This is a genomic window from Mycolicibacterium litorale, assembly GCF_010731695.1.
Classification (GTDB): Bacteria; Actinomycetota; Actinomycetes; order Mycobacteriales; family Mycobacteriaceae; genus Mycobacterium; species Mycobacterium litorale.
Genome location: NZ_AP022586.1, coordinates 531787 through 558225 on the forward strand (window position 1 = coordinate 531787; position 26439 = coordinate 558225).

The window sequence follows — 26439 nt, forward strand, 5'->3', positions numbered from 1 at the left end:
TTACCTCTCCTGGTCGGGTTCTACGCCGAATGTGTTGATGGCCATGGCCAGCGCGCCATAGCAGCCGATGGTGAAGACGAGATCCATACGCTGGCGCTCGTCGAGATGGGCGCTGAGCTCGGCCCACGTCTGGTCGGAGATGTTCGCCTTGTCCTGCAGTTGGTCCACCGCGTCGAGCACCGCCTGGTCGAGCTCGTCGGCGCCCCGTCCCTGGGCGGCACCCTCGATGGCGGCGTCGGTCAGCCCGACCTCGCGGCCCATCGAGACGTGGTGGCGCCACTCGTACTCCGAGCCCAGCACATGCGCGACCCGCAGGATCGCCAGTTCGCGCAGGCGGTCGGGCAGCGTGGACCGGAACAGCAGGTGGACGTTGAAGCGCAGGAAGGCTCGGGTGAGGTGGGGGTGGCGAACCAGCGTGGCCAGCAGGTTTCCCGCCGCTTCGGGGTTGAGCCGCTCCTCGGGGAGCATGACCGACAGTGCGCGCAGCACGTCGTCGTCCCACTGATCCGCCGGCAACGGGGCCAGGCGCACGGGCGTCTCCTCTCAGTGATGAGAATCAGGTTCTCATTTCTGCCTAACAGGTTTCCACACGACGTGCACGATGGTCAATACGGGCGCCCGAGGTGCCCGCGTCCGTGTGTCTCCACATGCCGCGCGTACTGCGGTAATTGTTCACCGACATTGATTCTCCCGCAGTGAGAAGATAGTTTTCTGAAGAGGAGAACTGCTCGAGCACGGAGCCGCCCAACGGAAGGACACCGCCGTGAAGCACGAGGACATGATTCTGATCAGCGTGGACGATCACATCATCGAACCGCCGGGCATGTTCAAGAACCACCTGCCGGAGAAGTACGTCAACGACGCGCCGAGGCTCGTGCACAACCCGGACGGCTCCGACACCTGGCAGTTCCGCGACACCGTGATCCCCAACGTCGCGCTCAACGCGGTGGCCGGCCGGCCGAAAGAGGAGTACGGCCTCGAACCCCAGGGTCTCGACGAGATCCGCAAGGGCTGCTACGACCCGAACGAACGCGTCAAGGACATGAACGCCGGCGGCGTGCTGGCCACCATGAACTTCCCGTCGTTCCCCGGTTTCGCGGCGCGGCTGTTCGCCACCGAGGACCCCGACTTCTCCATGGCTCTGGTGCAGGCCTACAACGACTGGCACATCGACGAGTGGTGCGGCAGCAATCCGGGCCGGTTCATCCCGATGGCGATCCCGGCGATCTGGGATCCCGAGCTGTGCGCCAAGGAGGTGCGACGGGTCTCGGAGAAGGGTGTGCATTCACTGACGTTCACCGAGAACCCCTCGACGCTGGGCTACCCGAGCTTCCACGACCTCGAGCACTGGAAGCCGTTGTGGGAAGCGCTCGTCGACACCGACACGGTGATGAACGTGCACATCGGCTCGTCGGGCAAGCTCGCGATCACCGCGCCGGACGCACCGATGGACGTGATGATCACGCTGCAGCCGATGAACATCGTGCAGGCCGCGGCGGATCTGCTGTGGTCGGCGCCGATCAAGCAGTATCCCGATCTGAAGATCGCGCTGAGCGAGGGCGGCACGGGGTGGATTCCCTACTTCCTCGACCGCGTGGACCGCACCTACGAGATGCACTCGACATGGACGCACCAGAACTTCGGTGACAAGTTGCCCTCGGAGGTGTTCCGCGACCACTTCCTGACGTGCTTCATCTCCGATCCGGTCGGTGTGAAGAACCGGCACATGATCGGCATCGACAACATCTGCTGGGAGATGGACTACCCGCACAGCGATTCGATGTGGCCCGGTGCGCCCGAGGAGTTGATGGCCGTCTTCGAGACCTACGAGGTCACCGACGAGGAGATCAACAAGATCACCCACGAGAACGCGATGCGGTGGTACCACTTCGAACCGTTCAATCACGTCCCGAAGGAGCAGGCCACCGTCGGCGCGCTGCGCAAGTCCGCCGAGGGTCACGACGTGTCGATCCGGGCGCTGAGCGCCCACAAGGACCGCAGCGGCTCGAGCTTCGCCGACTTCCAGGCCAACGCCAAGGCGGTCAGCGGCGCCCGCGACTGATCCGCGGCGCGTTCACCGGTGTGGTCGAAACCGACCGCACCGGTGAAAAGCTGTGTGGCCGTGCCCATCTGACGACAGAGGAGAACCAAGTGCCGGGCGGTATGAACTTCGAGCTGACCGAGGACCAGCAGCTGATCTACAAATCGGTCAGTGAGCTCGCCGCGAGGTTCGACGACCAGTACTGGATGGAGAAGGACTCCAACCACGAGTTCCCGACCGAGTTCTACGACGCGATCGCCGGTGGCGGCTGGCTGGGGATGACGATCCCCGAGGAGTACGGCGGCCACGGCCTCGGCATCACCGAGGCCACCCTGCTCGCCGAGGCGGTCGCCCGCTCGGGCGGCGGGATGAACGCGGCCAGCTCCATCCACATGTCGATCTTCGGGATGCACCCGGTGGTCAAGCACGGGTCCGAGGAACTCAAGGCCCGCACCCTGCCCCGCATCGCCACCGGCGATCTGCACGTGTGCTTCGGGGTCACCGAACCCGGTGCGGGGCTCGACACGTCACGCATCACCACCTTCGCCAAGCGCGACGGTGACAGCTATGTCGTGAACGGCCGCAAGGTGTGGATCTCCAAGGCGCTCGAGTCGGAGAAGATCCTGCTGCTGACCCGCACCACACCGTACGACGAGGTCAGCAAGAAGACCGACGGTATGACGCTGTTCATGACCGATCTCGACCGCGCGCACGTCGACATCCGTCCCATCCCGAAGATGGGCCGTAACGCGGTCAGCTCGAACGAACTGTTCATCGACGATCTGCGGATCCCCGTCGAGGACCGGGTCGGCGAGGAGGGCAAGGGGTTCTTCTACATCCTCGACGGGCTCAACCCCGAGCGCATGCTGATCGCCGCCGAGGCGCTCGGCATCGGCCGGGTGGCCCTCGACAAGGCCGTGCGCTACGCCACCGACCGGCACGTGTTCGACCGTCCGATCGGGATGAACCAGGGCATCCAGTTCCCGCTGGCCGACTCGCTGGCCCGGCTCGACGCCGCGGAGCTGATGCTGCGCAAGGCCACCTGGCTCTACGACAACGGCAAATCGTGTGGCCGCGAAGCCAATACGGCCAAGTACCTGTGCGCCGACGCGGGCTTCACCGCCGCCGACCGGGCGCTGCAGACCCACGGTGGCATGGGCTACGCCGAGGAGTACCACGTCGCGCGGTTCTTCCGTGAGGCCCGGCTGATGAAGATCGCCCCGGTCAGTCAGGAGATGATCCTGAACTTCCTCGGATCCCACGTGCTCGGCCTACCCAGGAGCTACTGAGATGAACAACGGCTACTTCGACCTGACCGGGCGCGCCGCGATGGTCACCGGCGCGGGCGCCGGCGGCGGGATCGGCGCCGCGGTCGCCGCCGCGCTGGCCCAGGCCGGCGCCGCCGTACTGGTCACCGACATCGACGCGGACGCAGCGGCGGCCGTGGCCGAGCGCATCCGCGCCGAGGGCGGTAAGGCGGATTCATGTGCGCTCGACGTCGCCGACCGCGGCGCCGCCGACGCCGCCGCCGCACAGGCCGCCGGGCTCGGCGGGGGATCGCTGCACATCCTGGTCAACAACGCCGGGGTCACCGCACCGGCGATGTTCCCGAAGCTGACCGAGGAGGCGTTCCGGCTCACCTTCGACATCCACGTGATGGGCACCTTCCACTGCACCCAGGCGGCGCTGCCGTACCTGCCCACCGACGGCACCGCGCGCGTCATCAACGTGACGTCGGCGGCCGGCCTCACCGGCACGCTCGGACAGGTGAACTACTCGGCGGCAAAGGCGGGCATCATCGGGTTCACCAAATCGCTGGCCCGCGAACTGGCCACCAAGAACATCATGGTCAACGCGCTGGCACCGCTCGCCGCCACCCCGATGACCGAGACCATCCGGACCAACGAGAAGTTCGCGGCGAACATGATGAACCGCATCCCGCTCAAGCGCTGGGCCGGCCCCGAGGAGGTGGCCGGGGCGTTCGTGTTCATGGCGTCGGACGCCGCGTCGTACATCACCGGTCAGGTGCTGCCGGTGGATGGTGGCATGGTGATGTGATGCAGACAGCGGCGGGCAGGAGCGGAGCGACCGGGGGATCGGGGGAGCCGCCGCTGGCCGGCGTCACCGTCGTGACGTTGGAACAGGCGGTGTCCGCACCGATGTGCACGCGCGTGCTCGCCGACTTCGGTGCGCGGGTGATCAAGATCGAGAACCCGAACGGCGGCGACTTCGCCCGCTACTACGACGACGTGGTCAAGGGGCAGGCCGCGCATTTCGTCTGGGTCAACCGCGGCAAGGAATCGCTGACGCTGGACCTCAAGTCCCCGGCGGGGATGGAGGTGCTGCACCGGTTGCTCGACGGCGCCGACGTGCTGGTGTCCAACCTCGCGCCCGGGGCGACCGCGCGGATGGGCCTCGGCGCGGCGGACCTCAAACAGCGCCACCCGCACGTGATCCCGGTCGAGATCGACGGCTACGGGACCGGCGGACCGATCTCGCACAAACGCGCCTACGACCTGCTGATCCAGGCGGAGTCGGGGGCGTGCGCGGTCACCGGCTACCCGAACATGCCGGCCAAGCCCGGTCCGCCGGTGGCGGACGTCTCCACCGGGCTCTACGCCGCGCTGTCGATCATGGCCCTGCTCTACGCCCGCAAGGGTGAGGACGTCGCACCGGCCCCTGGCGTCGCGGTGAGCCTGTTCGACACCATGACCGACATCATGGGGTACCAGCTGACCTACACCCAGTACTCCGGCATCGACCAGCAACCGCTGGGGATGAGCTCGCCGGCGGTGGCGCCGTACGGCGCCTATCCCACCCGCGACGACCAGACGGTGGTGCTGGGCACCACCAACGACCGGGAATGGCAGCGGCTGGCCCGCGAGATCATCGAACGCCCGGACCTGGCCGACGACCCGGTCTACGCCACCAACGCCGACCGGGTGGCACACCGCGACGTCCTCAACGACGCCATCGGGAGCTGGTGTGCCAAGCACGATCTCGCCCACATCCAGAAGAAGGCCGACGAGGCGGGGATCGGGAATTCCCGCTACAACCGCCCCAGTGAAGTGGTCACCCACCCGCATCTGAGCGCGCGGGACCGCTGGCGTCCGGTCCAGACCCCGAACGGCGAGATTTCCGCGCTGCTGCCGCCCCCGGTGATCGAGGGCTTCGAACAGCCCATGGGCGCGGTACCCGGTCTCGGCCAGCACACCGACGCGATACTGGCCGGGTTGGGAATGTCCGCCGGTGACATCGCCGCGCTGCGAGAGCAGGGCGCGATCGGCCCGGCGCAGGAATAGTCGCCACGCGTCACGAACGAGGAGCACCCATGCGCGAGACCGTCATCGTCGAAGCCGTCCGCACACCCGTCGGCAAGCGCAACGGCGGCCTGGCCGGTATGCACGCCGCCGACCTGTCCGCCATCGTCCTCAACGAACTGGTGCTGCGGGCCGGGATCGAACCCGACGTCGTCGACGACGTGATCTGGGGTTGCGTGTCCCAGGTCGGCGACCAGTCGAGCAACATCGGCCGGTTCGCCGTACTGGCCGCCGGGTGGCCCGAACACATCCCGGGCACCACTGTGAACCGTGCGTGCGGTTCGAGTCAGCAGGCGCTCGACTTCGCCGTGCACGCGGTGATGTCCGGACAGCAGGACATCGTCGTCGCCGGGGGCGTCGAGGTGATGAGCCGGGTACCGCTGGGATCGGCGCGCGCGACCGGAATGCCCTACGGCCCCAAGGTGCTCGAGCGTTACCGCGATTTCAGCTTCAACCAGGGGATCTCGGCGGAGCTGATCGCGGAGAAGTGGGGGTTGTCGCGGACCCGGCTCGACGAGTACTCCGCCCGTTCGCACGCGCTGGCCGCGGCGGCCCAGGACGACAAGGCGTTCGACGCCCAGATCGTGCCGGTGTTCCCGGGTGACGACGCGGCACCGGTGACCGCCGACGAAGGGGTGCGCCGGGGTACGTCGGTGGACAAGCTGGCCGGCCTCAAGCCGGCGTTCCGTGAGGACGGGGTGATTCACGCCGGCAACTCGTCACAGATCTCCGACGGGGCGGCGGCGCTGTTGGTGATGACGGCCGAGAACGCCGTGCAGCTGGGGCTGACGCCGATCGTGCGGTACCGGGCGGGCGCGGTGGCCGGGGCCGACCCGGTGCTCATGCTCACCGGTCCGATCCCGGCGACGCAGAAGGTGCTGCACAAGGCCGGCGTCGGTGTGGACGAGATCGGCGTGTTCGAGGTGAACGAGGCGTTCGCGCCGGTGCCGCTGGCGTGGCTCGCCGAAACCGGCGCCGCCGATGAGCGGCTCAACCCGCTCGGCGGCGCGATCGCGCTCGGCCACCCCCTCGGCGCATCGGGTGCGGTGCTGATGACCCGGATGGTGCATCACATGCGCGACAACGGAATTCGATATGGACTGCAGACCATGTGCGAGGGCGGCGGCACGGCCAACGCGACCCTCGTCGAGCTCATCGCCTAGACCATCCCGCCGACCAGGAGGACCCCGCGTGCGCCGAGACCTGTTCACCGACGACCACGACGCCTTCCGGCAGCTGGCCCGCGACTTCGTCGAGAAGGAGGTCGTCCCGCAGTACCCGCAGTGGGAGAAGGCCGGCCGCATGCCGCGCGAGGTGTTCAAGCAGATGGGCGCACTGGGCATGCTCGGCATGGCGATTCCCGAGGAGTACGGGGGAGCGGGGATCGACGACTACCGCTACAACGTGGTGCTCCAGGAGGAGGCGGCCCGCGCCTTGGTGACGCTGTCGACGGTGCGCACCCAGCTCGAGGTGATCCTGCCGTACTTCCTGCACTACGCGAACGACGAGCAGCGCGCTCGGTGGTTCCCGGGGCTGGCCGACGGCACCCTGCTGACCGCGATCGCGATGACCGAGCCGGGTACCGGATCGGACCTGGCCGGGGTGCGGACCACCGCGGTCCGGGACGGCGACCAGTACATCGTCAACGGCGCGAAGACGTTCATCACCGGCGGGATTCAGGCGGACCTGGTCGTGGTGGTGGCGCGCACCTCGACCGACCCGGAGAACCGGCGGAGAGGCCTCTCGCTGATCGTCGTCGAGGACGGGATGCCCGGGTTCGAACGCGGCCGGGAGCTCGAGAAGATGGGCTGCAAGGTCCAGGACACCGCGGAGTTGTCGTTCACCGACGTGCGGGTACCGGTCGCCAACCTGTTGGGGGAGGAGGGCGAGGCGTTCAGCTACCTCGGCCACAATCTGGCGCAGGAGCGGTTGACGGTCGCGGTGGGCTCGGTGGCCCAGGCGCGCTCGGCTCTGCACGCGACGATCGACTACGTCAAGAACCGCAAGGCGTTCGGGACCCCGGTGGCGTCGTTCCAGAACACGAAGTTCGAACTGGCGGCGGTGTCCACCGAGATCGAGGCCGCTCAGGCGATGCTCGACCGCGCCGTCCTCGACCATGTCGACGGCGTGCTGTCACGGGAGGACGCCGCCCGCGTGAAGCTGTTCTGCACCGAGATGCAGGCCCGCGCGGTCGACCGCTGCCTGCAGCTGTTCGGCGGCTACGGCTACATGATGGAGTACCCGATCGCCCGGCTGTACAACGACGCCCGGGTGGCCCGGATCTACGCGGGCACCAGCGAGGTGATGAAGGTGATCATCGCCAAGTCACTCGGGCTCTAAGCACTCTGCTGAGCGCCTGACCAGCGGTGTGACCGCGGTCTAAACGTGATTTCACTGAGACCCTTGTCACATCGGAAAAACCTACCTACTGTGTGTTCACTAGGTTGGTTCGACCGAGGGAGACAGTTGTCCGCGTTGCAGTCTTCGAGGCCCTACGCCACATTGCTGGCAAAGGGTGAGGACCGCCGTCAGCGGATACTCGCGGTCGCCGAGCGGCTGCTGGCCCGTAACGGTTGGCGCAACACGTCGCTCGCGCAGATCGCCAAGGAGGCCGGGGTCACCCCGGCGGGCCTGCTGCATCACTTCGAATCCAAGGAACAGTTGCTCCACGCGGTGCTCGACGCCCGCGACATGGACGACGACAGCCATGCCGACCTCACCGGCGACCTTTTCCTACAGATCGCCCGGGTCGCCCAGCGGTTCGAGCGCGCACCCGAGCTCGCGGGAACCTTCACCGTCCTGCTGGTCGAGAACATCGCGCCGGACGCGCCGCTGCACGACCGGCTGCTCGACCGCCAGCGCGCGGCGGCGTCGATCGTCACCAGCATCATCCGGCGCGGACAGGCTGCCGGACAGTACCGCCAGGACCTGAACGCGGCCACCAAGGCCCTGGAGATTGTGGCCTTCGTCAACGGCATGGAGACGTCATGGTTGCTCGACCCCTCCATTCCACTGGCCGAGGTGTTCAAGGACTACGCCGAGATGTTGGCCCGCGACTTCAGCCCCGTTCCGACGCCGCACGAGGAGATCAGCAGATGACCCAAGAGCCCGATATGCGCTACCGCCTCGACATCGTCTCCCCGAACGTGCGGGACGCCGTGCGGTTCGCCGGCGGATGGCTCTACGACCGGTCGATGGCCGGGTGGGACGTCACCGTCCTGCTCGACAGTGTGGGCGAGGACGAGCGGCCGCTGGAGATCCTCGGGGCCACCGTGCTCCCGCTGCAGCCGGTGCTCGAATCTTGGAGCGAGCGACCGCACCCCCAGACCGTCGCGGTCGCAGCCGAACTCATCGAAGGCGATGAGCGGGTCCGCGCACACGTGCGCACCGCGCTCGACCACGGTATGACCGAGGTGACGCTGTGGGGTGAGCGCTGTCCGGCCTGCCTCGACGACGACGTGGACACTGTCCGGCACGAGCTGAGCGCCGCCGCGCGGGCTTTCAAGGCGCAGGCCCTCGCGGCCACCAACGACATCGAGGCCGACTTCGTCGGTCAGACCGAGACCTTCCGCTGCGGCATGACGACCTACCCGTCGGTGGCGGCGGACCTCATTCCCGCCAGCTAGGCCCGCAGGCCGACGTCGACGACGACCTTGCCGACGGCGTGGCCGTCGGCCACCTGCCTCAGCGCGTCGGCCACGGCGGCGAGTGGATAGACCGCGCCGATGTGCGGCCGGATGACGTTGTCGGCCAGGAGTGTTCGCAACTGCTCGTCGTTGCGCCGGAATTCGCCAGCCGGGACGTCGCCGAATTGAAAACCCTGCACGGTGACGCCCTTGATCAGCACCAAGTTCAGCGGGATGCGGGGGATGGCGCCGGAGGCGAAGCCGACGGTGACGAACCGCCCCCCTCGGCGCAGCGCCCGCAGTGCCGGTTCCGACAACTCGCCGCCGACCGGGTCGATCACCGCGGCCGCACCGCCGGGTAGTGCGTCGCGCAGCGCGTGGCGCAGCGGCTGCGCCCGGTGGTTGATCGCCCGGTGAGCGCCGTGACCGATTGCCGCATGAAGCTTTTCGTCCGAGGACGCCACCGCGGTGACGCGGGCGCCGAGGTGGACGGCGAGCTGTACCGCGGCCAGGCCCACCCCGCCGCCGGCGCCGAGGACGATCACGTCGTCGCCTGGTTCGACCCGCGCCACCGAGCGCAGCGTGTGCCACGCGGTGCGGTGGGCCACGCCGAACGCGGCAGCGCTGCGGTCGTCGACACCGTCGGGCACGGGGGTCAGCCCGGCAGTCGCCACCGCCACCTCCTCGGCGAACGCGCCGAACATCCCGGTGCCTGCCACCCTGTCGCCGACGGCGAAACCCGTTGTGCCCTGACCGATCCCGATGACGGTGCCGGCGAACTCACTGCCCGGCACGAACGGAGTGGGAACGGCGACCTGATACCGGCCGGCGATCAGCAAGACGTCGGGATAGTTCACCGCCGCGGCACCCACCCGGACGATGACCTGACCCGGGCCGGCCTGAGGCGACGGCAGATCGTCGATCCGCACCGACTCCGGCGGACCGTACGCGGCGCAGACCGCGGCCCTCACCGGTAGTCGCTGGACTCGGCGAGCTCGGCGGCCGACGCCATCAGGCCCGTCACCACCGGCCCGAAGGCCAGCAGCTTCTCGTCGTCGCCGGCGCGCTGGAAACCCTGCTCCAGCACGATCGCGAGCTTCCATTTCGCCAGGATCAGGTAGTAGTCCAGATCGTCGACCTGCCGCCCGGACACCTCGGCATAGTGCGCCACCACGTCGTCGCGCGACGGCATCCCGCGCATGTCCACGTAGCCCATGTCGGATTCGCCCGCCTCACCGGTCGGCCAGCTCTGCACCATCCACCCCAGATCCAGCTTCGGATCGCCGACGGTCCCCATCTCCCAGTCGACGATCGCGGCCAGCCGCGCCGGCGCGCCATGGTGGTACATGACGTTCGCGAACTGGTAGTCGCCGTGCATCAGGCCGGGGACGAAGTCGAGCGGTCTGTGCGCCCGCAGCCACGCCGTCGCGGTCTCCAGCCCGGGCAGGTCGCGCCGCTTGATCCGCTCGAGGAAGCCGATCCACCGGTCCACCTGCCGCTCGTGGAAGCCGTCGGGGCGGCCGAGGTCCGCCAGCCCGCGTACGCGCCAGTCCACCTTCGACAGCAGCGCGATGCCCTCGGCCAGCTGATAGCTCAGGCCGGCGCGGGCGGAGGTGTCGCTGTGGAAGGGTTCCGGCCATCTGGCGTGGGTGTCCATCGGCGACCACCCGTCGACGAACCCCATCAGGTAGAACGGCCGTCCGAGCACCTCGGGGTCCGCGCACACGCCGACCGCGGCGGTGTGCGGTACGTCGGTGCCGTCGAGCGCCTCGATGATCCGCCACTCTCGCAGGATGCCCCTGTCCCGGTCGGGTGGGGCGCCGGGCGGCGGCATACGCAGCACACATCGGTGCTCACCGCGGCGGACCTCGTAGATGACGTTCTGCGTGCCACCGGAGAGGAACCGGGTCTGCAGCGGATCGCCCTTGCCCGGCATCGCGGCGTCGTCCATCCACGCGGCGAGACGGGCGGTGTCGATATCGCTCACAGGTTGCCCACCTCGTTCTCCAGGTACTGGGCGTACTTCGCCTGTGCCGCTTCCCGTTTGCGCGGAATCCACTCGGTGGGCCAGGTGTCGGCGCTGGGCTGATGGTCGCGGAGCACCTGTTTGGCCACCGTCATCTTGTGCACCTCGGTGGGCCCGTCGGCGAGGCCCATCACCGCCGCGCCGGTGACCATGCCGAGGAACGGCATCTCGTTGGTCACCCCCAGGGCGCCGTGCACCTGCATCGCCCGCCATGCGATGTCGTGCAGCACCGTCGGCATCACCACCTTGACGGCGGCGATGTCCTTGCGCACCCTCTTGTAGTCGTTGTACTTGTCGATCTCCCAGGCGGTGTACAGCACCATCAGCCGGAACTGCAGCAGCTGGGCGTAGGAGTCGGCGATATAGCCCTGGACGAACTGTTTGTCCGACAGCCGACTGCCCTGCGTCTGGCGGCTGAGCGCACGTTCGCACATCATGTCGAGTGCCTTGCGGGACAGGCCGATCGTGCGCATGGCGTGGTGGATCCGCCCGCCACCCAGGCGGGTCTGGGCGATCGCGAATGCCTGGCCCTCGCCGCCGAGCAGTGCCTCGGCGGGCACGCGCACGTTGTCGTAGTGGATCAGCGCGTGGCTGCCCTCGCCGGCGTGCTCACCGTAGAGGCCGATGTTGCGCACGATGTTCACCCCGGGGGTGTCGGTGGGCACGAGGAACATCGACATGCCCTGATACGGGCTGACATCCGGGTTGGTCACCACCATCACGATCAGGAACGCGGCCGTCGCGGCGTTGGAGGAGAAGAACTTCCGGCCGGTGATCACCCAGTCGTCACCGTCGCGCACCGCCCGGGTGGTGAACAGTGTGGGGTCGGCACCGGCGTGCGGTTCGGTCATCGAGTAGCAGGAGAAGAGCTCACCGTCGAGCAGTGGCCGCAGGTACCGCTGCTTTTGATCCTCGGTGCCGTAGTGGGCGATGATCTCCGCGTTTCCCGTGTCGGGCGCCTGGCATCCGAAGATTATCGGTGCCCACTGGGACCGGCCCAGGATCTCGTTGAGCAGCGCGAGTTTGAGCTGGCCGAAACCCTGTCCGCCCAGTTCGGGCCCGAGGTGGGTGGCCCATAGTCCGCGGCGGCGCACCTGTTCCTTGAGCGGGTCGACCGCGCGGCGACGTTCCCCGTCGAGTGGGACGAACTGCTGATGCGGCCACACCAGGTCCAGCGGTTCGACTTCCTCCCGGACGAACTCGTCGGCCCAGTCGAGGATCTCCTGGTACTCGGGGTCGGTCTCGAAGTCCCACGCCATCGGGGTTTCCTCTCTGTCGGGCCGCGTCAACCGGCCATCGTGTGCGGGCGACGTGCGGTCACCGGCGGTCCTGGCTGCGGACGTTGAATCCCGTGATCAGGGCGGCGATGTCGCCGGTGACGACGTCCGCGAAGGAACGGTCGCCGAAGCCGCCGATGGCCCAGCGGCGGACCCCCTCGCTCACGTGCATCTGCGCCAGCCGTGACAGGTGGGAGACGTCGACCTGCGCGGCGATTTTCCCGTCGGCCTGAGCGGCGGCGAACAGTTCGCCGAACATGTCGGCGCCAAGCGCGGTCTCGTCGTCGGCGAGGATCCCCTGCTCATGGCGATAACCCTCGAGAATGGTCTCGACGATCAGGTCACGGGGGTTGCGCGCCATCGAGCGCTCGAGGCTGCGCAGCGCCCGCGCGATGACGACCTCGACGTCGTAGTCGTTGCGCAGCAGTCCGCGCACGGTCTTCTGGGCGGCCCGGGTCGAGGTCAGCCCGACTTCGAACAGCACGTCCTCTTTGGCGGGGAAGTAGAAGTAGAACAGCGCCCGAGACACCCCTGCCGCACGGCAGATGTCGGCGACCGTGGTCTGCGCGTAGCCGTTCGTGCGCCACAGCGCCATCGCAGCGGCCACGAGCGCCCGCTTGGTCTCGTGTGACCGGGCGCGCTGATAGGTGGCACGCCGCTGACCACTGTCAGCGGTGACTGTGTCGGCGCCATCGGGCATGAACGGACTCTATCAACGGTTTTCCGTCCTGCATATAGCTGACGCGTGTCTAACTATTGGCCGTCTGACCAACGCGCTCGACGCGACTATGCGCGGGCGATGTTCTCGATGATGATCTCGCGCGCGGACTCGTAGAAGGCACTGATGAGCGTCGAGAAGGACAATTCGAACGGATAGATCATGTGCACGTCGAGCGCGTCGACCTGCCAACCGGGGAGCACCGGGACGATCGTGTGCTCACGCAATTCGGTGGTGCAGATGATCTGGGTGGGCATCACCCCGATGCCGAGGCCCTGCAGGATGTACTGCTTGCACACCTGGAAGTTGTTGGCTCGCGCGCGGATCCGGGGCGTCAGCTCATGTCGGTGCTGGTTGCGCGTGAGGGTGAGCCTGCGCGGGCCGCCGAACCCGAAGTCGATGAAGGGCAGCTCGCCCAGCTGCGTCGGATCGGTCACCGGTTCGGCCAGTTGCCGCACGAAGCCGGCCGAGGCGCACAGGAACAACTCGAGGCTGAAGATCTTGCGGGCGATCAGCGTCGAATCCTGCAACGGCCCGGTCCCGAACACCACGTCGAAACCGTCCCGAATCGGGTCCATCATGCTGTCCACCAGCCGGATGTCCAGCCGCGAGTGAGGGTAGTGCTGCAGAAAGGCCGCGCCGACCCGCGAGGCGTAGTCGATGCCGAGGAACACTGGGATCGCCACGCGGAGCTCGCCCTGGGGTTCGTGTCTGCTGGCCTCGACGAGGGCGCGCACACCATTGGCCTCGGTCAGGATGTTGACCGCGTGGCTGTAGACCTTCTCGCCGAGGTCGGTCACGGTCAACTGGTGGGTGTTCTTGCGCAGCAGCTTGATGCCCAGGTCGGACTCCAGCTTGCTGAGTTTGCGGCTGACGGTCGACTTCGGCATGCCCAGCAGCGTCGCCGCCTTCGAAAGGCTGCGGTGGTCCACCACCTTGCTGAACACGAGCAACGCATCGATGTCGAACGGAAGGTTCTGTTCCATGGCAATTGCCGCCGATGCCCTCTCCTGCCGGCCGTCGTTCCAAATATGCAACAGCGTGTTGCGGCTTTTGGGCTGTTTCGGCGGATTGACCGGCTGTTAGCGTCGGCGCCGAGGAGGGCCTCATGAGTCACGACAGCCTGGTGACCAAACCCGCGAGCGGACACTGGACCGACGCCTATCCCGAACTCGGCAGGGGACCGGTCTCGCTCGAGGACTGCGTCTCAGAGGAGTTCTACGACAAAGAACGCGAGCACGTCTTCAAGAAGACGTGGCTCTACGTCGGCCGGGTCGAGGCTGTGCCGAAGTCGGGCAGCTACTTCACCCGGGAACTGCGATTCCTCAACACCTCGGTGATCGTCGTGCGCGGCAAGGACGGCGTGATCCGCGCCATGCACAACATCTGCCCGCACCGCGGCAACAAGATGCTGTGGGAGGACGATCCGTTCCAGGAGGTGTCCGGACGCGCGCCGCTGCTGTACTGCCGCTTCCATGGTTGGCGCTACAAGCTGGACGGCTCCCTGCACTCGGCGACCCGCACGGATCTCCTGCTCGACTTCGATGGCGACAGCTGCCGGGTGCCCGCGATCCAGTGTGACGTCTGGGAAGGCTTCATCTTCATCAATCTGAACCCGGACAACACCGAGTCGGTGCGCGATTACCTCGGCGACCTCGCCCACGATCTGGAGGGCTATCCCTTCGCGGGACCGCACCAGGTCTACCGGTTCACGGCCGAATTGCAGTGCAACTGGAAGATCTTCGTCGACGGATTCGCCGAGAGCTATCACGGCCCCTATCTGCACGCCTCCTCGTTCGGCGCTGTCACCGCCGAGGCCAGAGACGCGTTCGACCAGCCCAATCCGTTCACCGATGCGCTGGCCTATCAGCTCGAGGGACCGCACCGGATGTTCTCCTTCGCCGGTGAGCCGTCGCGAAAAACGCCGTACTCCAAGCCGATCGAGTGCGTGATGGAGGCCAGCGCGGCGGGTCCGTGGAACAAGAAGCCCAACCGCGGTCCGATGCCGCGGGGTATCAATCCGACTCGCTCGGAGAAATACGGCTTCGACTCCTACCAGTTCTTCCCGAACTTCGTGCTCATCTTCGGGGCGTCGGGCTTCACCGTGCACACCCACTGGCCCACCGGACCGCACTCGCACATCTTCGAGACGGAGGCGTACTACCAGCCGCCCACGACCCACCGCGAACGCCTGGGCCAGGAACTGACCATGACGTATCTCAACGACATCATCCTCGAGGACGCCAGCCCCTCCGAAGGTCTGCAGGCGATGCTGAAAAGCGGTGTCCTGACCCACTTCCCGATGAACGACGAGGAGATCCTGCTGCGCCATCTGCACAAGGTCGTCGGTGACTACGTGGAACGGGGCGAGAAGGAAACGGCGGCGCAGCCATGAGTGCCTCTCTGCCGCCGGAATTCTCGCATCTGGCGCACCTTGTCGACGAGTGGGCAATCGAGGACGGCCACCAGCGGTACGTCAAGCGGGTCAACAGTTCGATGGAGCAGATCCGCGCCTTCTACGACGAGGTGTTCCCGTGCGCTGAGGAAGCGGTCGCCTACGTCGACGAATTCGACTACTGCCAGCCGCTGCCCGGCGACGTCGCGAACCTGCGCAACCTGCTCTACTCGCTGATCACGGTCTCTCTGGCGGTGGAGCTGTGGAAACAGCCGAGGGTCAAGCACTCGGCACGCACGATCTTGACGAGAGTGAGCTGAGCGCCATGAGCCTGACCACCCGACTCGAGGTCATCGACGTCGCGCCGCGGATCGCCAGCGAGATCAGGACCGACCTCGACACCCTGCTGAGCGGCCGCGAGTCCCAGCACATCCGCGCCGTCCTCGAACAGCGCGGCGTGGTCTTCGTCCGCGGGCTGGACATCACCGACGAGCAACAGGTGACCATCGCCAGGACGCTGGGCAAGCTGGTGGCCAACGAGGGCGACGGCGGCATCTACAAGATCTCGCTGGACAAGAACGTCAACCAGAAGGCCGATTACCTCAAGGGGTCGATGTTCTGGCACTTCGACGGTTCGCTGCAGCCCTACCCGAATCTCGCGACGCTTCTTCGCGCGATCACGCTCTCCGAGGTCGGCGGAGAGACCGAGTTCTGCAACACCTACGCCGCGTACGACGACCTGCCGCAGTCCGACAAGGAGCTCATCGCCGATCTGCGGGTGGTGCACAGCGCCGAACGCTCGCAGTACTACGTCCGGCCCGAGATGAGCTACGAGGAACTCTCGCTGTGGCAGAAGTCGCCGACGAAGGCGTGCCCGATCGTGTGGACCCACCGATCGGGCCGCAAGTCTCTGCTGCTCGGGGCAACCGCCGACTACGTGATCGGGCTGCCGGTGGAGGACAGCCGCGCGCTGCTGGCCCGCCTGCGCGACTGGGCCACTCAACCGCAGTACGTGTACCGGCACCGCTGGCAGCCCGGCGACCTGTTGATCTGGGACAACACCGGCACCATGCACCGAGTGCTGCCCTACGACGAGAACAGCGGCCGGCTGATGCACCGGACCATCCTGGCGGGCGAAGAGCCTCTGCATTGAAGCTCGCGAGGCGTCAGGTGAAGTCCGCGCACAGCGACGCCACGAACTCCTGGGTGCGCTGCCGGGACTTCCGCCGGGTCGCGGCGTCGTCGCCGAGGGGGATCACGCGTACGGCCAGGTCGGTGACACCGGCATCGCGATAGCGCCGCAGCCGGTTCGCCACGGCGGCCTCGTCTCCGGCGGCCATGGTGTCGCCGACGTCGTCGGCGTCGCCGTGCTCGAGCAGCCGAAGGTAGTTGGGTGAGAGTTCCGCGTGGCCGAGCACCTCACTGGCGTAGGCACGGGCGTCGTCGACCTCACCCGGTGAGCACAGCGCGACCGGTACACCGGCGACGATGCGCGGCGTCCGGCGTCCTGCGGCGGCCGCGGCGGCCGTGAGGCGGGGCGCGATGTGGCTTTCGATCGCCCGCTCGTCGGCCATCCAGAGGATCGTGCCGCCCGCCCGCTCCCCGGCCAGCTTGAGCATCACCGGGCCCAGCGCGGCCAGCAGGACGGGCACCTCGTAGGAGTCGGTGACGTCGATCGACCCGTGCACGTGGTAGGTGTCGTTGTCCACGTCGACCGCGGCCGGTCCGGACAGCGACGCGCTCAGGACGTCGAGGTAGTCGCGTACCAGCCGCGCGGGTTTGTCGTAGGCCAGGCCGAGTTGCCCGGAGATGATCCAGTCGTGAGAGGGGCCGACTCCCAACGTGAATCGCCCACCGCACGACACCTGTGTCGTCGCCGCCTGCTGCGCCATGATGAGCGGATGCCGAGTCTGGATCGGGACGACCGCCGTGCCGACCTCGATGCGCTCGGTGACTCGGCCCAGCAGCGCGACGGCGGTCATGGCGTCGAGGTACCCGGGCACCTGAGGGAACCAGAACGAGGCGAAACCCTGCTCGTCGGCGGTCCGCCCGTCGTCGAGGAGCCCGCTCAGGCGCTCGGACCGGGAGCGTTCCCGGTCGGAGCCGACCATCAACCCGATGCGCACCTATCCCCTCCGCTCACGGCACATGTCGGTCCCACTCGTGGGGCACGACGGGATGGAACGGCGCGGCGAACAGCGGGGTGACACCCCCGTCGCTCCAGCGCTTCTCGAGCGCCGGCCGCAGCCGGTCGGCGACGTCCACGGGGTCGTCGTCGAGGAAGCAGAACGAAAGGGTCTGTCCGGCAGGTGCACTGGCGAGCCGCGCGTCGACCGGTAGCGATGTGGCCGTCCACACGCCGCCCACGCCGTCCACGTCGAGCAGGTCCGTCGGCGCGCAGCCGCCCCGCTCCAGCAGCAGGTACGCCCCGCGCAGCGGCCACCACGGCAGGACGTCGGCGCCGACCTTGACGCGCGTCGCGGCCGCCTTCCCGGTGACGCCGTAGACACCGCGTTCGACCGGCGGCAGCAGCGGCAGTTTCCGGCCCGCGTCGCCCAGCGCCTTGGACAGCGCCAGGAACGCGCCCATCCCACCCGGGTCGGTGAAGAAGTACGTCATCACATGATCGACGGCGTCGTAGGGGCTTTCGCTGACCGCGCGCGCAGAGCGGCATTCGGGTGTGGACACCAGGCGCAGGGATGCGCGCACCGCGGACAACCGGTGTTGTTCGGGTCGGTGGTCGAGGGTGTGCCAGCGCAGGTATTCGGCGTCTGTGCCGTCGGGATGCCGTGTCGCCATCGACACGAACAGCGTGCCGATGTCTCCGCGGCCCTCGGCGAGGACGTCGCCGACCTCGTCGGACGGGGCGCCGGGTAGCTGCATCGTGTGCCTCCTCAGCCCTGCGCCGGCCCGACCGGGGCCAGCGTGATCTCCGGGTGCCGCGCCGCGGTCATCCGCCGCATACCGTCGCGCCACGAAACCCTGGTGCGGCCCAGGATCTCGTGCATGCGGGTGACGTCGGGCCACAGCGGTGTGTGAGCGTCGGGGGTGTAGTCGAAGGCGGGCGTGCTGCCGACCAGCGCACCGAGATAGGTGCAGTAGTCCTCGGCGCTGACGGTCTCGCTGCCGGCCCAGTTCACCACCACGGGCGGGACATCGGCCACCTCCATCGCGCGGATGCCCAATGCGACGTAGTCGTCCTCGTAGATCGGGTTGTAGTTGTTCGGCCGGTCGGGATGGAGCCGGATCGGCTCTCCGGCGAGGATCGCGTCGAGGCGGTCGGCGGGTGCACCACCCTCAGGACCGTAGGTCGAGCAGATCCTGATGATCGTGAGCGGGACCCGGTGGTGCCGGGATATCCACGTGCACACCGCCTCCGCGGCCACCTTCGAGAAGCTGTAGTTCGCCCGCAGCGGCACCCCGGGCGGATCGGTTTCCCTCAGGGGCCGCTGTCCCTGGTAACCGTAGATCGATCCGGTCGAACAGAGCACGAAGCCCTTGGCCGCGCGGCAGTGCCAGAGCAGGTCACCGGAGTGGTGCGCGTTGGTCTGCACGCAGTGCGTCCAGTCACCGGCGCCGGGGTCCACCGCCGCGTGGAAGACGTAGGTGAAATCGTCGGGGACGCCGGTGAAGTCGCCGCTGCTCATGTCGAGTGCCAGCGGGGTGACGCCCACGGCGTCGAGCCGGCCCCGGTCGACCGGGTCTCGCAGGCGGGCAGCGCCCCACACCTCGTTGCGTCCGGCCAGCGCCCGCGCGATCGGGAAGGCGATCTTGCCGGTCGCTCCGGTGATCAGGACCTTCTCGCCAGTCAACATCTCCTCAGTTGTATCGCACGTGGAGAGAAATGTCAGGTACTTGAGATGTTCGGAGGAAAGGTCCGGCCACCGCCGCTTCGCCGTGCGAGGATGACGACCGTGACTGTGGTTCTGGTACACGGCAACCCGGAGACCGACGCGGTCTGGGACCCGCTCGTCGAGGCACTCGGGCGCACCGATGTGGTCCGGTTGTCGCCGCCGGGATTCGGTGCGCCGTTGCCCAGCGGCTTCTCGGCCACGTTCCTCGCCTACCGTGACTGGCTCGTCGACGAGCTCGAGGGCATCGACGGCCCCGTCGACCTCGTCGGACACGACTGGGGCGGAGGTCACGTGGTGAACGCGGTGATGCACCGGCCCGAACTCGTGCGCAGTTGGGCCAGTGACGTCCTCGGCTTGTTCGACCGCGACTACGTGTGGCACGACATGGCGCAGGGCTTCCAGACGCCGGAGACCGGCGAGCAACTGGTCGAGCTGATGCAACAGGGCGCGGTGCAGGACCGGGCGCGTCAGCTGGCCGATTTCGGGATCCCCCAGGATGTGGCGGCGTCGTTCGCCGCGGCGCAGGGTCCGGAGATGGGTCGGGCGATCCTCGCGCTCTACCGCTCGGCGAGCCAACCGGCGCTGGCCGACGCCGGGAGGGCACTGGAGAACGCCGCGGCACGGCCGGGGCTGTCGCTCGTGGCCACCGAGGACCCTTTCGTCGGCACCGACGAGATGCGGCGCCGGGCGGCCGGCCGGGCCGGCGCCCGCACCGAGGTGCTCCACGGGCTGGGGCACTGGTGGATGGTGGAGGACCCGACCGTCGGTGCGGCGGCCCTCAACCGGTTCTGGGCGTCACTCGACGGATGACGGCTCGCCCGCCGGTCAGACCCGCGCCGGTTTCGGTGCGGCGAGTTCTGCCAGTGCGGACATGAACAACTCGTCCATCTGCGGGCTGAGATCGGAGAGGGCCGGGGCGCTCGCGTAGCTGGCAGAGCCGAAGACGCGTTCGAGCACGTCGGTCTCCGTGGCGGCGCCGATGGAAAGGCACAGGCACGCAACGCCTTCCATGCGGAGCTCTTCGAGTGCCTTGCTGGCGTCGGCCTCCGCGTAACGACCTTCGTAGCCGTCGTCGTAGGGAAAGCCGTCCGACAGCACGAGCAGCAGCCGATTCGGCGTACCGGCCTCGTTCTTGAGAACCTCGCCCGCACCGCGGATTCCGGCACCGAGTCGGGTGTAGCTCGCCGGCTCGAGCTGGTTTAGCCGGGCTCGGCCGACGGCGCTGAAACTCTGGTCGAACGTCTTGATGGCCGGCAGATGTACCGCGTGGCGGCCCTGCGATCGAAATGCGTAGACGGCGACGCGGTCACCGAGCTCTTCGAGTGTGACGGCCAGAGTGGCGGCGGCCCGTCGCTGGTGGTCGTGCACCGCGAGGCCGTCGGAATCGGCGTCGACGGCGGACCCGGAGGCGTCAATCAAGATCAGCACGCCGAGATTGCGCGCGAGTTTGCGACGCTCCAGATAGACGTGTTCGGCTCCGGAGAAGCCGGATTGCAGATCGACGAACAGGTCGATGAGCGCCTCGATGTCGAGGTCGTCCCCGTCGGCGCGGCCGCGCAGGACTTTCGGGCCGAGCCCGACGCGCGCCAGGCGGCGCCGCAGCACGTCGTCGCGACTGACACCGGCGTCGGCGACATCGGCGGCGACGGTCAGGGGAAAGTCGATGACCCGGCACCAGTCCGGCTTGTACCGGTCGTTGAAGACGTCCCACTCCGGATACAGTGCGCCACCGACGCCGACCGCCGCGCCGGGTTTGCCGTCGTCGGTGAAATGGATCCGGGTGGGCAGCGGGCGGGCATCGGGCCCGATCTCCTGCACCCGCCGGGTGGAACGGACTGTCATCTCGGCGCCCGCGGCGCCCTCCCCGGGAGAACGCGAACCTCCGAACATCTTGCGCATGTAGTCCGACATGGACTGGTTGTTGAAGATCGGGCTCTCGAACAGCTTGAGGATCTTGCTCTCCCCGGACTTTCCGCCGTCGTCGTCCTCATCTTCGTCGTCGTCCTCCGACTCGGGCATGTCGATCGGATCGAATGTCAGTTGAAGGTCTTTGTTGGTGGCCTGCCCGCCCGGTCCGGCGGGTGCCGCCAGCAGCCGGGAGGGTTTGATGACACCGAACCACTCCGGCGGTTCGGGGACATGGGCACGGCTCTTGGCCACCTCGAGTGACTCGTCGGCGGACGCCGTGCCGGGTGGTCCGTCGCCCAGCAGCGCGGCATCCAGCGGAATCTGGCGGGCCAGGTCGGCCAGCACCCGCCGCCCTTCGAGCGCCAGGTAACGGCGCGCCAGCGTGGAACGGGCGCGTAAACCCTTGACCAGGTGCGGTTTCAGGCTGCCCGCGCCGAGAAGGGCGGCCTGCACGATCATCTCGCGCCGTTGCTCGGGCACCGATCGACCGCCCGAGACGAAGATGAACTGGCCGTTGGTGTGCGCGGGCTGACCCTCCGGCGCCTCCGTGACATCGACCGACCTGCCGGCGATGTGGGTGGCCAGGAACCGGAACCGGTCAGGGTGTCCCGGGGCGAGCGGAGCGGCGGGGAATGAATGGCCGGGATCGGACGCGTCGGTCACGTCTGAGGCAGGACGGTGTCGACGAGTTCATCGAGGGCCCGGATGACGTCGTCGTCGTCGGAGAGCACCTGGACGACGGCCGCATGGACGGCACTGCGCAGGTTCAGGCCTTCGGCCGCAAGGCCACCCGCGAGGATCAACATGCGGGTGGAGGACACCTCCCGCAGGGGTGAGCCGTCGAGATTCCTGATGGCGTAGGCGAGTCTGACCAACGCATGGGCGGTCTGGCTGTCGATTCCGGCTTCGTACGCGACGACCTCGGTCTCGACCTCGGGGGAGGGGTAGCCGAGTTCGATGGCGATGAACCGCTGACGGGTCGACTCCTTGAGGTTCTTCAGCACGCTCTGGTAGCCGGGGTTGTAGGAGATCACCAGTTGGAATCCGGGTGCCGCCTGCAGTGTCGTGCCGAGCCTGTCGACGGGCAGTTCCCGGCGGTGATCGGCGAGCGGGTGGATGACCACGGTGGTGTCCTGACGCGCCTCCACCACCTCGTCCAGATAGAAGATGGCGCCCTCGCGCACGGCGCGGGTCAACGGCCCGTCCACCCAGACCGTCTCACCGCCCTTCAACAGGAACCGGCCGACCAGATCCGCCGACGTCATGTCCTCGTGGCCCGCGACGGTGATCAGATCCCGGCCCAGCTGGTGGGCCATCGCCTCGACGAATCGCGTCTTCCCGCATCCCGTCGGGCCTTTCAGAAGCACCGGCAGGCCTCGGCGGGCCGCCGCGCGGAAGACCTCCACCTCGTCGCCCACCGCGCGGTAGTACGGCGCGTTGGCAACGGGGGCGACCACCGCAGAAGTACTGATCGACATCTATTCTCCTCGCTCGAGCGGAACGTTCCTGGGAAGTTGCACGCCCTCGGGGAGGACAAGCTCACCGTCATGGTTGATGTAGCCGGAGTTCGTCAGCGGCATCGGCAACGACGGATCGGGGCACGGCCGATCGGTGTCTTCGCCGCAGATGCCCATCAGGAAGTAGGAACGCTTCAGGATGTCTTCGGGCCAGGGATCCTGGTGCATGGCGAAGAACTGTGCCGGGATGTTGTAGAACACGAAGAAGAATGCGCTGCACGCCGCGAAGATCGCCAGAAACCGGGTGAGCTGCTGTTTGACCATCCCGCCTCGGACCTGGTCGAGGCCGCGCTCGACGAAGGTGCGGCCACGGTCGTCGGTGAAGTAGCGCAGACAGCACAGGCCGGCCTGGACACCGCCCCACATGAGCCCTTCATAGAGCGGCCACTGGTAGTAGGTGCCGGCATTGACCGACAGCGCCTGGATGGCGCCCGGATAGGTGAACAGCCCCATCGGCATGAGGAACAGGCCCTCGATGACGAAATCGAAGAAGAAGGTCCAGGCGATGACCACGGCGATCAGCCCGAAGGTGTTGATGTTGGGGAACCGCTTCTTGGCCAGGCGCATGACCGCGCAGCCGAGCATCGTGCACAGCAGGACGAAGAAGTAGCCGGGGGCGTTCATCAGGACCGGTTCGGCCATCATGGCGCCCGGTTCCCCGTACGACACCCAACCCGGAATGTCCTGGACCCACGAGCCCATGTTCCACATCCAGGTGTTGTACGTACTCCACGTGTTGAAGTAGTTCAGCAGCGGGTCCTGAAACCACAGCAGGCCGCAGGACACGAAGAGCATGCCGTCGAGGGTGATTCGCCGCTCCCGACGCCACGGCCGGATCAGGAACCACCAGATGGCGACGGGCATTCCGACGACGATCACGGCGGTCCAGGTGAACAGGATCGCCTTCATGAACGTCGGTGGGTCGGTCGGGCCCGGCGGAACCCGCTCGAAGTAGGGGCCGGTGACCCAGCGGATCCACACGTACAGCTGGAAAGCGAGGATGAGTCCGCCGACCGTGGCCCAGACCCGCACCGGGGTGATCTTCTTCTGGGGCTGCGTGCCGATCGACGCGCTGCTCAACGATTCGGTGAGAACGGGCTTCTTGCTCGACAGATCGCTCACGACACTGTCTCCTCTGCATTTGTCGATCGCATGGACCTCGGTATTTGTCCGAAGTGGCCGATGCGTCGAAAATATACCAGCGAGTATCTGGATGACCAATAGTCCGAAAAAAATCTGTGGCAAGATTGCCGCATGGTCGAGCCTTGGACGCGCGAGCGACGCCTCGAGCGCACGCGCTCGCTGCTGCTGGACGCCGCCGAGCAGGTGTTCGCCGAAAAGGGTTTCATCGCAGCGACTCTCGACGACATCGCCAGGGCCGCCGGTTACTCGAAGGGTGCGATCTACAAGTACTTCGCCACCAAGGAGGAGCTGTTCCTGGCGGCAAGCGACCGCTACTGGCGACGGTACTTCGACAAGTTCGCCGAGGTGATGTCGTCGTCGGACCACATCGGAGCACGCGAACTCGAAGACATCGGTGAGCGGTGGCGCCAGCTGAGCCGTGACCGCGGAGCCGAGCACTCGGCACTGGGTCTCGAGTTCAACCTCTACCTACTGCGCAACCCCGACGCGCGGGAACGGGTGGCCGCCAAGCGATCCGAGGTCGTCGACCAGCTCGCCCAATACATCGTGCAGGGGATCGAAAGCCTCGGCGCGACCCTGCTGATCCCCGCGACGACGTTCGCCCACATCATCATCGCCACGACCGACGCCGTCGAGCTCAGCAGCCACCTCGACGAGATCGACCTCTACCAGCCGATCGTGGAGATGTACGTCTCGGCCGTGAAGATGCCCTGACGCCTCACTCGCCCTGTTGGATGGGAACGATCGGTGGCACCTCCGCACCCTCGGGGAGTACCAGTTCGCCGTCATGGTTGATGTAGCCGGAGTGCTTGGTCGGCAGCGGCAGTTCAGGATTCGGGCACGGTCGGTCGGTCCCCTCGCCGCAGATGCCTGGGTTGAAGTACGAGCGCTTCTGCACGTCCTCCGGCCACGGGTCGCCGTGCATGCCGAGCCAGGTCGCGGGAACGTTGTAGAAGAGGAAGAAGCATGCGCTGACACCGCCGAAGATCGCCAGGAAGCGTATGAACTGTTGCTTGACGACTCCGCCTCGGATGCTGTCGAGGCCGCGTTCGACGACGGTGCGTCCCCGGTCATCGGTGAAGAAGCGCAGGCAACACAGCGCTGCCTGGACACCGCCCCACATCAAGCCCTCGTAGATCGGCCATTGGTAATACGTGCCGGCGTTGAACGACAACGACTGGATGGCGCCCGGGTAGGAATAGAAGCCGATCGGCAGAAGGACGAGTGCCTCCATGATGAAGTCGAAGACGAACGCGATCGCATAGGTGGCCAGGATCAGCCGCAGATTGCTGATGTTCGGCCAGCGGTTCTTGATCTTGCGCATGATCGCGCACCCGACGATGGTGAGCAGCAGTACGCCGTACATGTAGCCGGGGATGTTGGTCAGCAGCGGTTCGGGCACGGTATGGCCCGGTTCCTCGTGTGCCACCCACCCCGGGATGTGCGGTGCCCAGGAGCCCTGGTTCCACAGCCAGGCGTTGTACGTACACCAGGTGCTGTAGTAGTTGAGCATCGGATCCTGGAACATCATCAGGCCCATCGACACCAGCAGCATGCCGTCGAGGGTTATGCGCTTCTCCCGTACCCAGGGCCGGATGATGAAGAACCAGAGGGCGACGGGCAGACCGATCCACAGCACCACCGAGTTGGCGATCAACGGGATCTTCATGTACAGCGGTGGCTCGCTCGGGCCTCCCGCCACCGGCTCGAAGTAGGGGCCGGTGACCCACCGAACAGCGACATAGACCGTGAACGCCAGGAACACGGCGCCGACAGTGGCCCAGATCTTGACGGCCTTCGCCTTGGGCTGAACCTGGGCGCCGAGTTCGGCCGTTGCGCCCAAAGGCTCGGTCACAGCGGGATTCTTGTTCGACAGATCGCTCACGACGCCTCCTGGAACGCCGCGTCCGCCGCGGCACCAAGCGAAAGATACCAGCGAGTATCCGAATGTCCAGATGGTTTCTGAGATTCTGTGGCACACTTTTCGCATGGTCGAGCGGTGGACACGGGAGCGGCGTCTCGAGCACACGCGCTCGCTGCTGCTCGACGCGGCGGAGGACGTGTTCGCCGAAAAGGGTTTCGCGCCAGCGACTCTCGACGACATCGCGCACGCGGCGGGCTACACGAAGGGCGCCATCTACAAGCACTTCGCGACCAAGGAGGACCTCTTCCTCGCCGTGAGCGACCGGTACTGGCGCCGCTACTTCGACAACTTCGCCGAAGTCATGTCGTCGGCCGAGCAGGTCGGGTCGCGCGAAATCGACGAGATCGCAGCGCGGTGGCGACAACTGAGCCGGGACCGGGGCGCCGAGCACGCCGCGCTCGGCCACGAGTTCGCGCTGTACCTACTGCGCAATCCCGAGGCTCGCGAGCGCGTGGCCGAGAAGAGGTCAGAGGTCGTCGAGGCGCTCGCGGCGTTCATCGTCGAGGGCATCGACAGGCTCGGTGGCGCCTTGCTGATCCCGGCGATGACGTTGGCTCAGGTGCTGGTCGCGACCAGTGATTCCGTCGTTCTGGGCAGCGAGCTCGACGATGTCGACCTGTACCGGCCGGTCATCGAGATGTACATGTCCGCGATCAAACTGCCCGACAACTGAAGCGAATATCGGCGAAG

At 67.2% G+C, this 26439-nt stretch carries 27 protein-coding genes; 14 read left to right on the top strand and 13 right to left on the bottom strand.

Annotated features, from left to right (window positions below):
• Positions 1-531, bottom strand: a complete 531-nt coding sequence (locus G6N30_RS02555) for a carboxymuconolactone decarboxylase family protein (RefSeq protein ID WP_134059637.1) — start codon at positions 529-531, stop codon at positions 1-3.
• Positions 532-763: 232 nt separating this feature from the next.
• Here G6N30_RS02555 and G6N30_RS02560 point away from each other — a divergent pair, with 232 nt between their 5' ends.
• The 8 genes from G6N30_RS02560 (at position 764) to G6N30_RS02595 (ending at position 8987) form a co-directional block, all read left to right on the top strand.
• On the top strand, positions 764-2062 hold the full coding sequence (locus tag G6N30_RS02560) for an amidohydrolase family protein (protein ID WP_134059640.1): 1299 nt from the start codon (positions 764-766) through the stop codon (positions 2060-2062).
• A 101-nt stretch (positions 2063-2163) separates the two neighbouring features.
• The gene (locus tag G6N30_RS02565; protein ID WP_134060321.1) at positions 2164-3330 is read left to right on the top strand and encodes an acyl-CoA dehydrogenase family protein; all 1167 of its coding nucleotides are present in this window, start codon (positions 2164-2166) and stop codon (positions 3328-3330) included.
• Between the two features lies 1 nt (position 3331).
• Complete coding sequence (locus G6N30_RS02570; RefSeq protein ID WP_134059643.1) at positions 3332-4099, top strand: SDR family NAD(P)-dependent oxidoreductase; 768 nt, start codon at positions 3332-3334, stop codon at positions 4097-4099.
• Positions 4099-5343, top strand: coding sequence for a CaiB/BaiF CoA transferase family protein (locus G6N30_RS02575; protein ID WP_134059646.1), 1245 nt, complete (start codon positions 4099-4101; stop codon positions 5341-5343). Before G6N30_RS02570 ends, G6N30_RS02575 begins: the two co-directional genes overlap by 1 nt.
• Before the next feature lie 29 nt (positions 5344-5372).
• On the top strand, positions 5373-6524 hold the full coding sequence (locus tag G6N30_RS02580) for a thiolase family protein (protein WP_134059649.1): 1152 nt from the start codon (positions 5373-5375) through the stop codon (positions 6522-6524).
• Between the two features lie 28 nt (positions 6525-6552).
• Complete coding sequence (locus G6N30_RS02585) at positions 6553-7701, top strand: acyl-CoA dehydrogenase family protein (RefSeq protein ID WP_134059655.1); 1149 nt, start codon at positions 6553-6555, stop codon at positions 7699-7701.
• Between the two features lie 126 nt (positions 7702-7827).
• Positions 7828-8460, top strand: coding sequence for a TetR/AcrR family transcriptional regulator (locus tag G6N30_RS02590; protein WP_134059658.1), 633 nt, complete (start codon positions 7828-7830; stop codon positions 8458-8460).
• A 14-nt stretch (positions 8461-8474) separates the two neighbouring features.
• A complete protein-coding gene (locus G6N30_RS02595) occupies positions 8475-8987 on the top strand; it encodes a hypothetical protein (RefSeq protein ID WP_179965598.1) in 513 nt (170 codons plus the stop codon).
• Here the strand turns inward: G6N30_RS02595 and G6N30_RS02600 are convergent.
• The 5 genes from G6N30_RS02600 to G6N30_RS02620 all read right to left on the bottom strand — a co-directional run bounded on the left by G6N30_RS02600 (position 8984) and on the right by G6N30_RS02620 (position 13994).
• On the bottom strand, positions 8984-9958 hold the full coding sequence (locus G6N30_RS02600) for an NADPH:quinone oxidoreductase family protein (RefSeq protein WP_134059664.1): 975 nt from the start codon (positions 9956-9958) through the stop codon (positions 8984-8986). The genes G6N30_RS02595 and G6N30_RS02600 overlap by 4 nt on opposite strands.
• Entirely contained in the window at positions 9955-10938 is a 984-nt protein-coding gene (locus G6N30_RS02605; RefSeq protein WP_134060323.1) for a phosphotransferase family protein, read from the bottom strand. The genes G6N30_RS02600 and G6N30_RS02605 overlap by 4 nt, the downstream gene beginning before the upstream one ends.
• Before the next feature lie 32 nt (positions 10939-10970).
• Entirely contained in the window at positions 10971-12272 is a 1302-nt protein-coding gene (locus G6N30_RS02610) for an acyl-CoA dehydrogenase family protein (RefSeq protein WP_134059667.1), read from the bottom strand.
• 58 nt (positions 12273-12330) lie between these two features.
• On the bottom strand, positions 12331-12990 hold the full coding sequence (locus tag G6N30_RS02615) for a TetR/AcrR family transcriptional regulator (RefSeq protein ID WP_134059670.1): 660 nt from the start codon (positions 12988-12990) through the stop codon (positions 12331-12333).
• Between the two features lie 86 nt (positions 12991-13076).
• Positions 13077-13994 carry a LysR family transcriptional regulator gene (locus G6N30_RS02620; RefSeq protein ID WP_134059673.1) on the bottom strand — a complete coding sequence of 306 codons (918 nt, stop codon included), beginning with the start codon at positions 13992-13994 and terminating at the stop codon, positions 13077-13079.
• 122 nt (positions 13995-14116) lie between these two features.
• On the opposite strand from G6N30_RS02620, the gene G6N30_RS02625 reads away from it, so the two are divergent.
• From G6N30_RS02625 to G6N30_RS02635, 3 genes are read left to right on the top strand one after another with little or no spacing between them, the layout of a single operon-like run.
• Positions 14117-15403 (top strand): aromatic ring-hydroxylating oxygenase subunit alpha, encoded by a 1287-nt coding sequence (locus tag G6N30_RS02625; protein ID WP_134059676.1) that lies wholly within the window; start codon positions 14117-14119, stop codon positions 15401-15403.
• Positions 15400-15723: a hypothetical protein gene (locus G6N30_RS02630; protein WP_134059679.1), complete on the top strand. Its 324-nt coding sequence runs from the start codon at positions 15400-15402 to the stop codon at positions 15721-15723. The genes G6N30_RS02625 and G6N30_RS02630 overlap by 4 nt, the downstream gene beginning before the upstream one ends.
• A 5-nt stretch (positions 15724-15728) precedes the next feature.
• On the top strand, positions 15729-16556 hold the full coding sequence (locus tag G6N30_RS02635) for a TauD/TfdA dioxygenase family protein (protein ID WP_134059682.1): 828 nt from the start codon (positions 15729-15731) through the stop codon (positions 16554-16556).
• 13 nt (positions 16557-16569) lie between these two features.
• On the opposite strand, the gene G6N30_RS02640 is transcribed toward G6N30_RS02635, so the two are convergent.
• From G6N30_RS02640 to G6N30_RS02650, 3 genes are read right to left on the bottom strand one after another with little or no spacing between them, the layout of a single operon-like run.
• Complete coding sequence (locus G6N30_RS02640) at positions 16570-17529, bottom strand: TIGR03564 family F420-dependent LLM class oxidoreductase (protein ID WP_134059685.1); 960 nt, start codon at positions 17527-17529, stop codon at positions 16570-16572.
• Between the two features lie 13 nt (positions 17530-17542).
• Positions 17543-18286, bottom strand: coding sequence for a hypothetical protein (locus tag G6N30_RS02645; RefSeq protein WP_134059688.1), 744 nt, complete (start codon positions 18284-18286; stop codon positions 17543-17545).
• A gap of 11 nt (positions 18287-18297) precedes the next feature.
• The gene (locus tag G6N30_RS02650) at positions 18298-19218 is read right to left on the bottom strand and encodes an NAD-dependent epimerase/dehydratase family protein (RefSeq protein ID WP_134059691.1); all 921 of its coding nucleotides are present in this window, start codon (positions 19216-19218) and stop codon (positions 18298-18300) included.
• 99 nt (positions 19219-19317) lie between these two features.
• Here G6N30_RS02650 and G6N30_RS02655 point away from each other — a divergent pair, with 99 nt between their 5' ends.
• Positions 19318-20067 (top strand): alpha/beta fold hydrolase, encoded by a 750-nt coding sequence (locus G6N30_RS02655; RefSeq protein WP_179965542.1) that lies wholly within the window; start codon positions 19318-19320, stop codon positions 20065-20067.
• A 15-nt stretch (positions 20068-20082) separates the two neighbouring features.
• Here G6N30_RS02655 and G6N30_RS02660 read toward each other — a convergent pair whose 3' ends face one another.
• The 3 genes from G6N30_RS02660 to G6N30_RS02670 are packed head-to-tail and all read right to left on the bottom strand — an operon-like array spanning position 20083 to position 23804.
• Entirely contained in the window at positions 20083-21828 is a 1746-nt protein-coding gene (locus G6N30_RS02660) for a nitric oxide reductase activation protein NorD (RefSeq protein WP_134059693.1), read from the bottom strand.
• A complete protein-coding gene (locus G6N30_RS02665; RefSeq protein WP_134059696.1) occupies positions 21825-22643 on the bottom strand; it encodes a CbbQ/NirQ/NorQ/GpvN family protein in 819 nt (272 codons plus the stop codon). The genes G6N30_RS02660 and G6N30_RS02665 overlap by 4 nt, the downstream gene beginning before the upstream one ends.
• On the bottom strand, positions 22644-23804 hold the full coding sequence (locus tag G6N30_RS02670) for a spirocyclase AveC family protein (RefSeq protein ID WP_134059699.1): 1161 nt from the start codon (positions 23802-23804) through the stop codon (positions 22644-22646).
• A gap of 132 nt (positions 23805-23936) precedes the next feature.
• On the opposite strand from G6N30_RS02670, the gene G6N30_RS02675 reads away from it, so the two are divergent.
• The gene (locus tag G6N30_RS02675) at positions 23937-24539 is read left to right on the top strand and encodes a TetR/AcrR family transcriptional regulator (protein WP_134059702.1); all 603 of its coding nucleotides are present in this window, start codon (positions 23937-23939) and stop codon (positions 24537-24539) included.
• A gap of 4 nt (positions 24540-24543) precedes the next feature.
• Here G6N30_RS02675 and G6N30_RS02680 read toward each other — a convergent pair whose 3' ends face one another.
• Positions 24544-25710, bottom strand: a complete 1167-nt coding sequence (locus tag G6N30_RS02680) for a spirocyclase AveC family protein (RefSeq protein WP_134059705.1) — start codon at positions 25708-25710, stop codon at positions 24544-24546.
• A 103-nt stretch (positions 25711-25813) separates the two neighbouring features.
• Between G6N30_RS02680 and G6N30_RS02685 the strand changes: the two genes are divergently transcribed.
• Positions 25814-26422, top strand: a complete 609-nt coding sequence (locus tag G6N30_RS02685) for a TetR/AcrR family transcriptional regulator (RefSeq protein ID WP_134059709.1) — start codon at positions 25814-25816, stop codon at positions 26420-26422.
• Positions 26423-26439 lie beyond the last annotated feature (17 nt).

Excerpts from the sequence above, each read along its gene's own strand:
- G6N30_RS02565 (WP_134060321.1), top strand. The coding sequence starts at position 2,164 with ATGAACTTCGAGCTGACCGAGGACCAGCAGCTGATCTACAAATCGGTC.
- G6N30_RS02570 (WP_134059643.1), top strand. The coding sequence starts at position 3,332 with ATGAACAACGGCTACTTCGACCTGACCGGGCGCGCCGCGATGGTCACC.
- G6N30_RS02575 (WP_134059646.1), top strand. The coding sequence starts at position 4,099 with ATGCAGACAGCGGCGGGCAGGAGCGGAGCGACCGGGGGATCGGGGGAG.
- G6N30_RS02580 (WP_134059649.1), top strand. The coding sequence starts at position 5,373 with ATGCGCGAGACCGTCATCGTCGAAGCCGTCCGCACACCCGTCGGCAAG.
- G6N30_RS02595 (WP_179965598.1), top strand. The coding sequence starts at position 8,475 with ATGCGCTACCGCCTCGACATCGTCTCCCCGAACGTGCGGGACGCCGTG.
- G6N30_RS02605 (WP_134060323.1), bottom strand. The coding sequence starts at position 10,938 with ATGGACGACGCCGCGATGCCGGGCAAGGGCGATCCGCTGCAGACCCGG.
- G6N30_RS02610 (WP_134059667.1), bottom strand. The coding sequence starts at position 12,272 with ATGGCGTGGGACTTCGAGACCGACCCCGAGTACCAGGAGATCCTCGAC.
- G6N30_RS02615 (WP_134059670.1), bottom strand. The coding sequence starts at position 12,990 with ATGCCCGATGGCGCCGACACAGTCACCGCTGACAGTGGTCAGCGGCGT.
- G6N30_RS02620 (WP_134059673.1), bottom strand. The coding sequence starts at position 13,994 with ATGGAACAGAACCTTCCGTTCGACATCGATGCGTTGCTCGTGTTCAGC.
- G6N30_RS02625 (WP_134059676.1), top strand. The coding sequence starts at position 14,117 with ATGAGTCACGACAGCCTGGTGACCAAACCCGCGAGCGGACACTGGACC.
- G6N30_RS02630 (WP_134059679.1), top strand. The coding sequence starts at position 15,400 with ATGAGTGCCTCTCTGCCGCCGGAATTCTCGCATCTGGCGCACCTTGTC.
- G6N30_RS02635 (WP_134059682.1), top strand. The coding sequence starts at position 15,729 with ATGAGCCTGACCACCCGACTCGAGGTCATCGACGTCGCGCCGCGGATC.
- G6N30_RS02645 (WP_134059688.1), bottom strand. The coding sequence starts at position 18,286 with ATGCAGCTACCCGGCGCCCCGTCCGACGAGGTCGGCGACGTCCTCGCC.
- G6N30_RS02650 (WP_134059691.1), bottom strand. The coding sequence starts at position 19,218 with ATGTTGACTGGCGAGAAGGTCCTGATCACCGGAGCGACCGGCAAGATC.
- G6N30_RS02665 (WP_134059696.1), bottom strand. The coding sequence starts at position 22,643 with ATGTCGATCAGTACTTCTGCGGTGGTCGCCCCCGTTGCCAACGCGCCG.
- G6N30_RS02675 (WP_134059702.1), top strand. The coding sequence starts at position 23,937 with ATGGTCGAGCCTTGGACGCGCGAGCGACGCCTCGAGCGCACGCGCTCG.
- G6N30_RS02685 (WP_134059709.1), top strand. The coding sequence starts at position 25,814 with ATGGTCGAGCGGTGGACACGGGAGCGGCGTCTCGAGCACACGCGCTCG.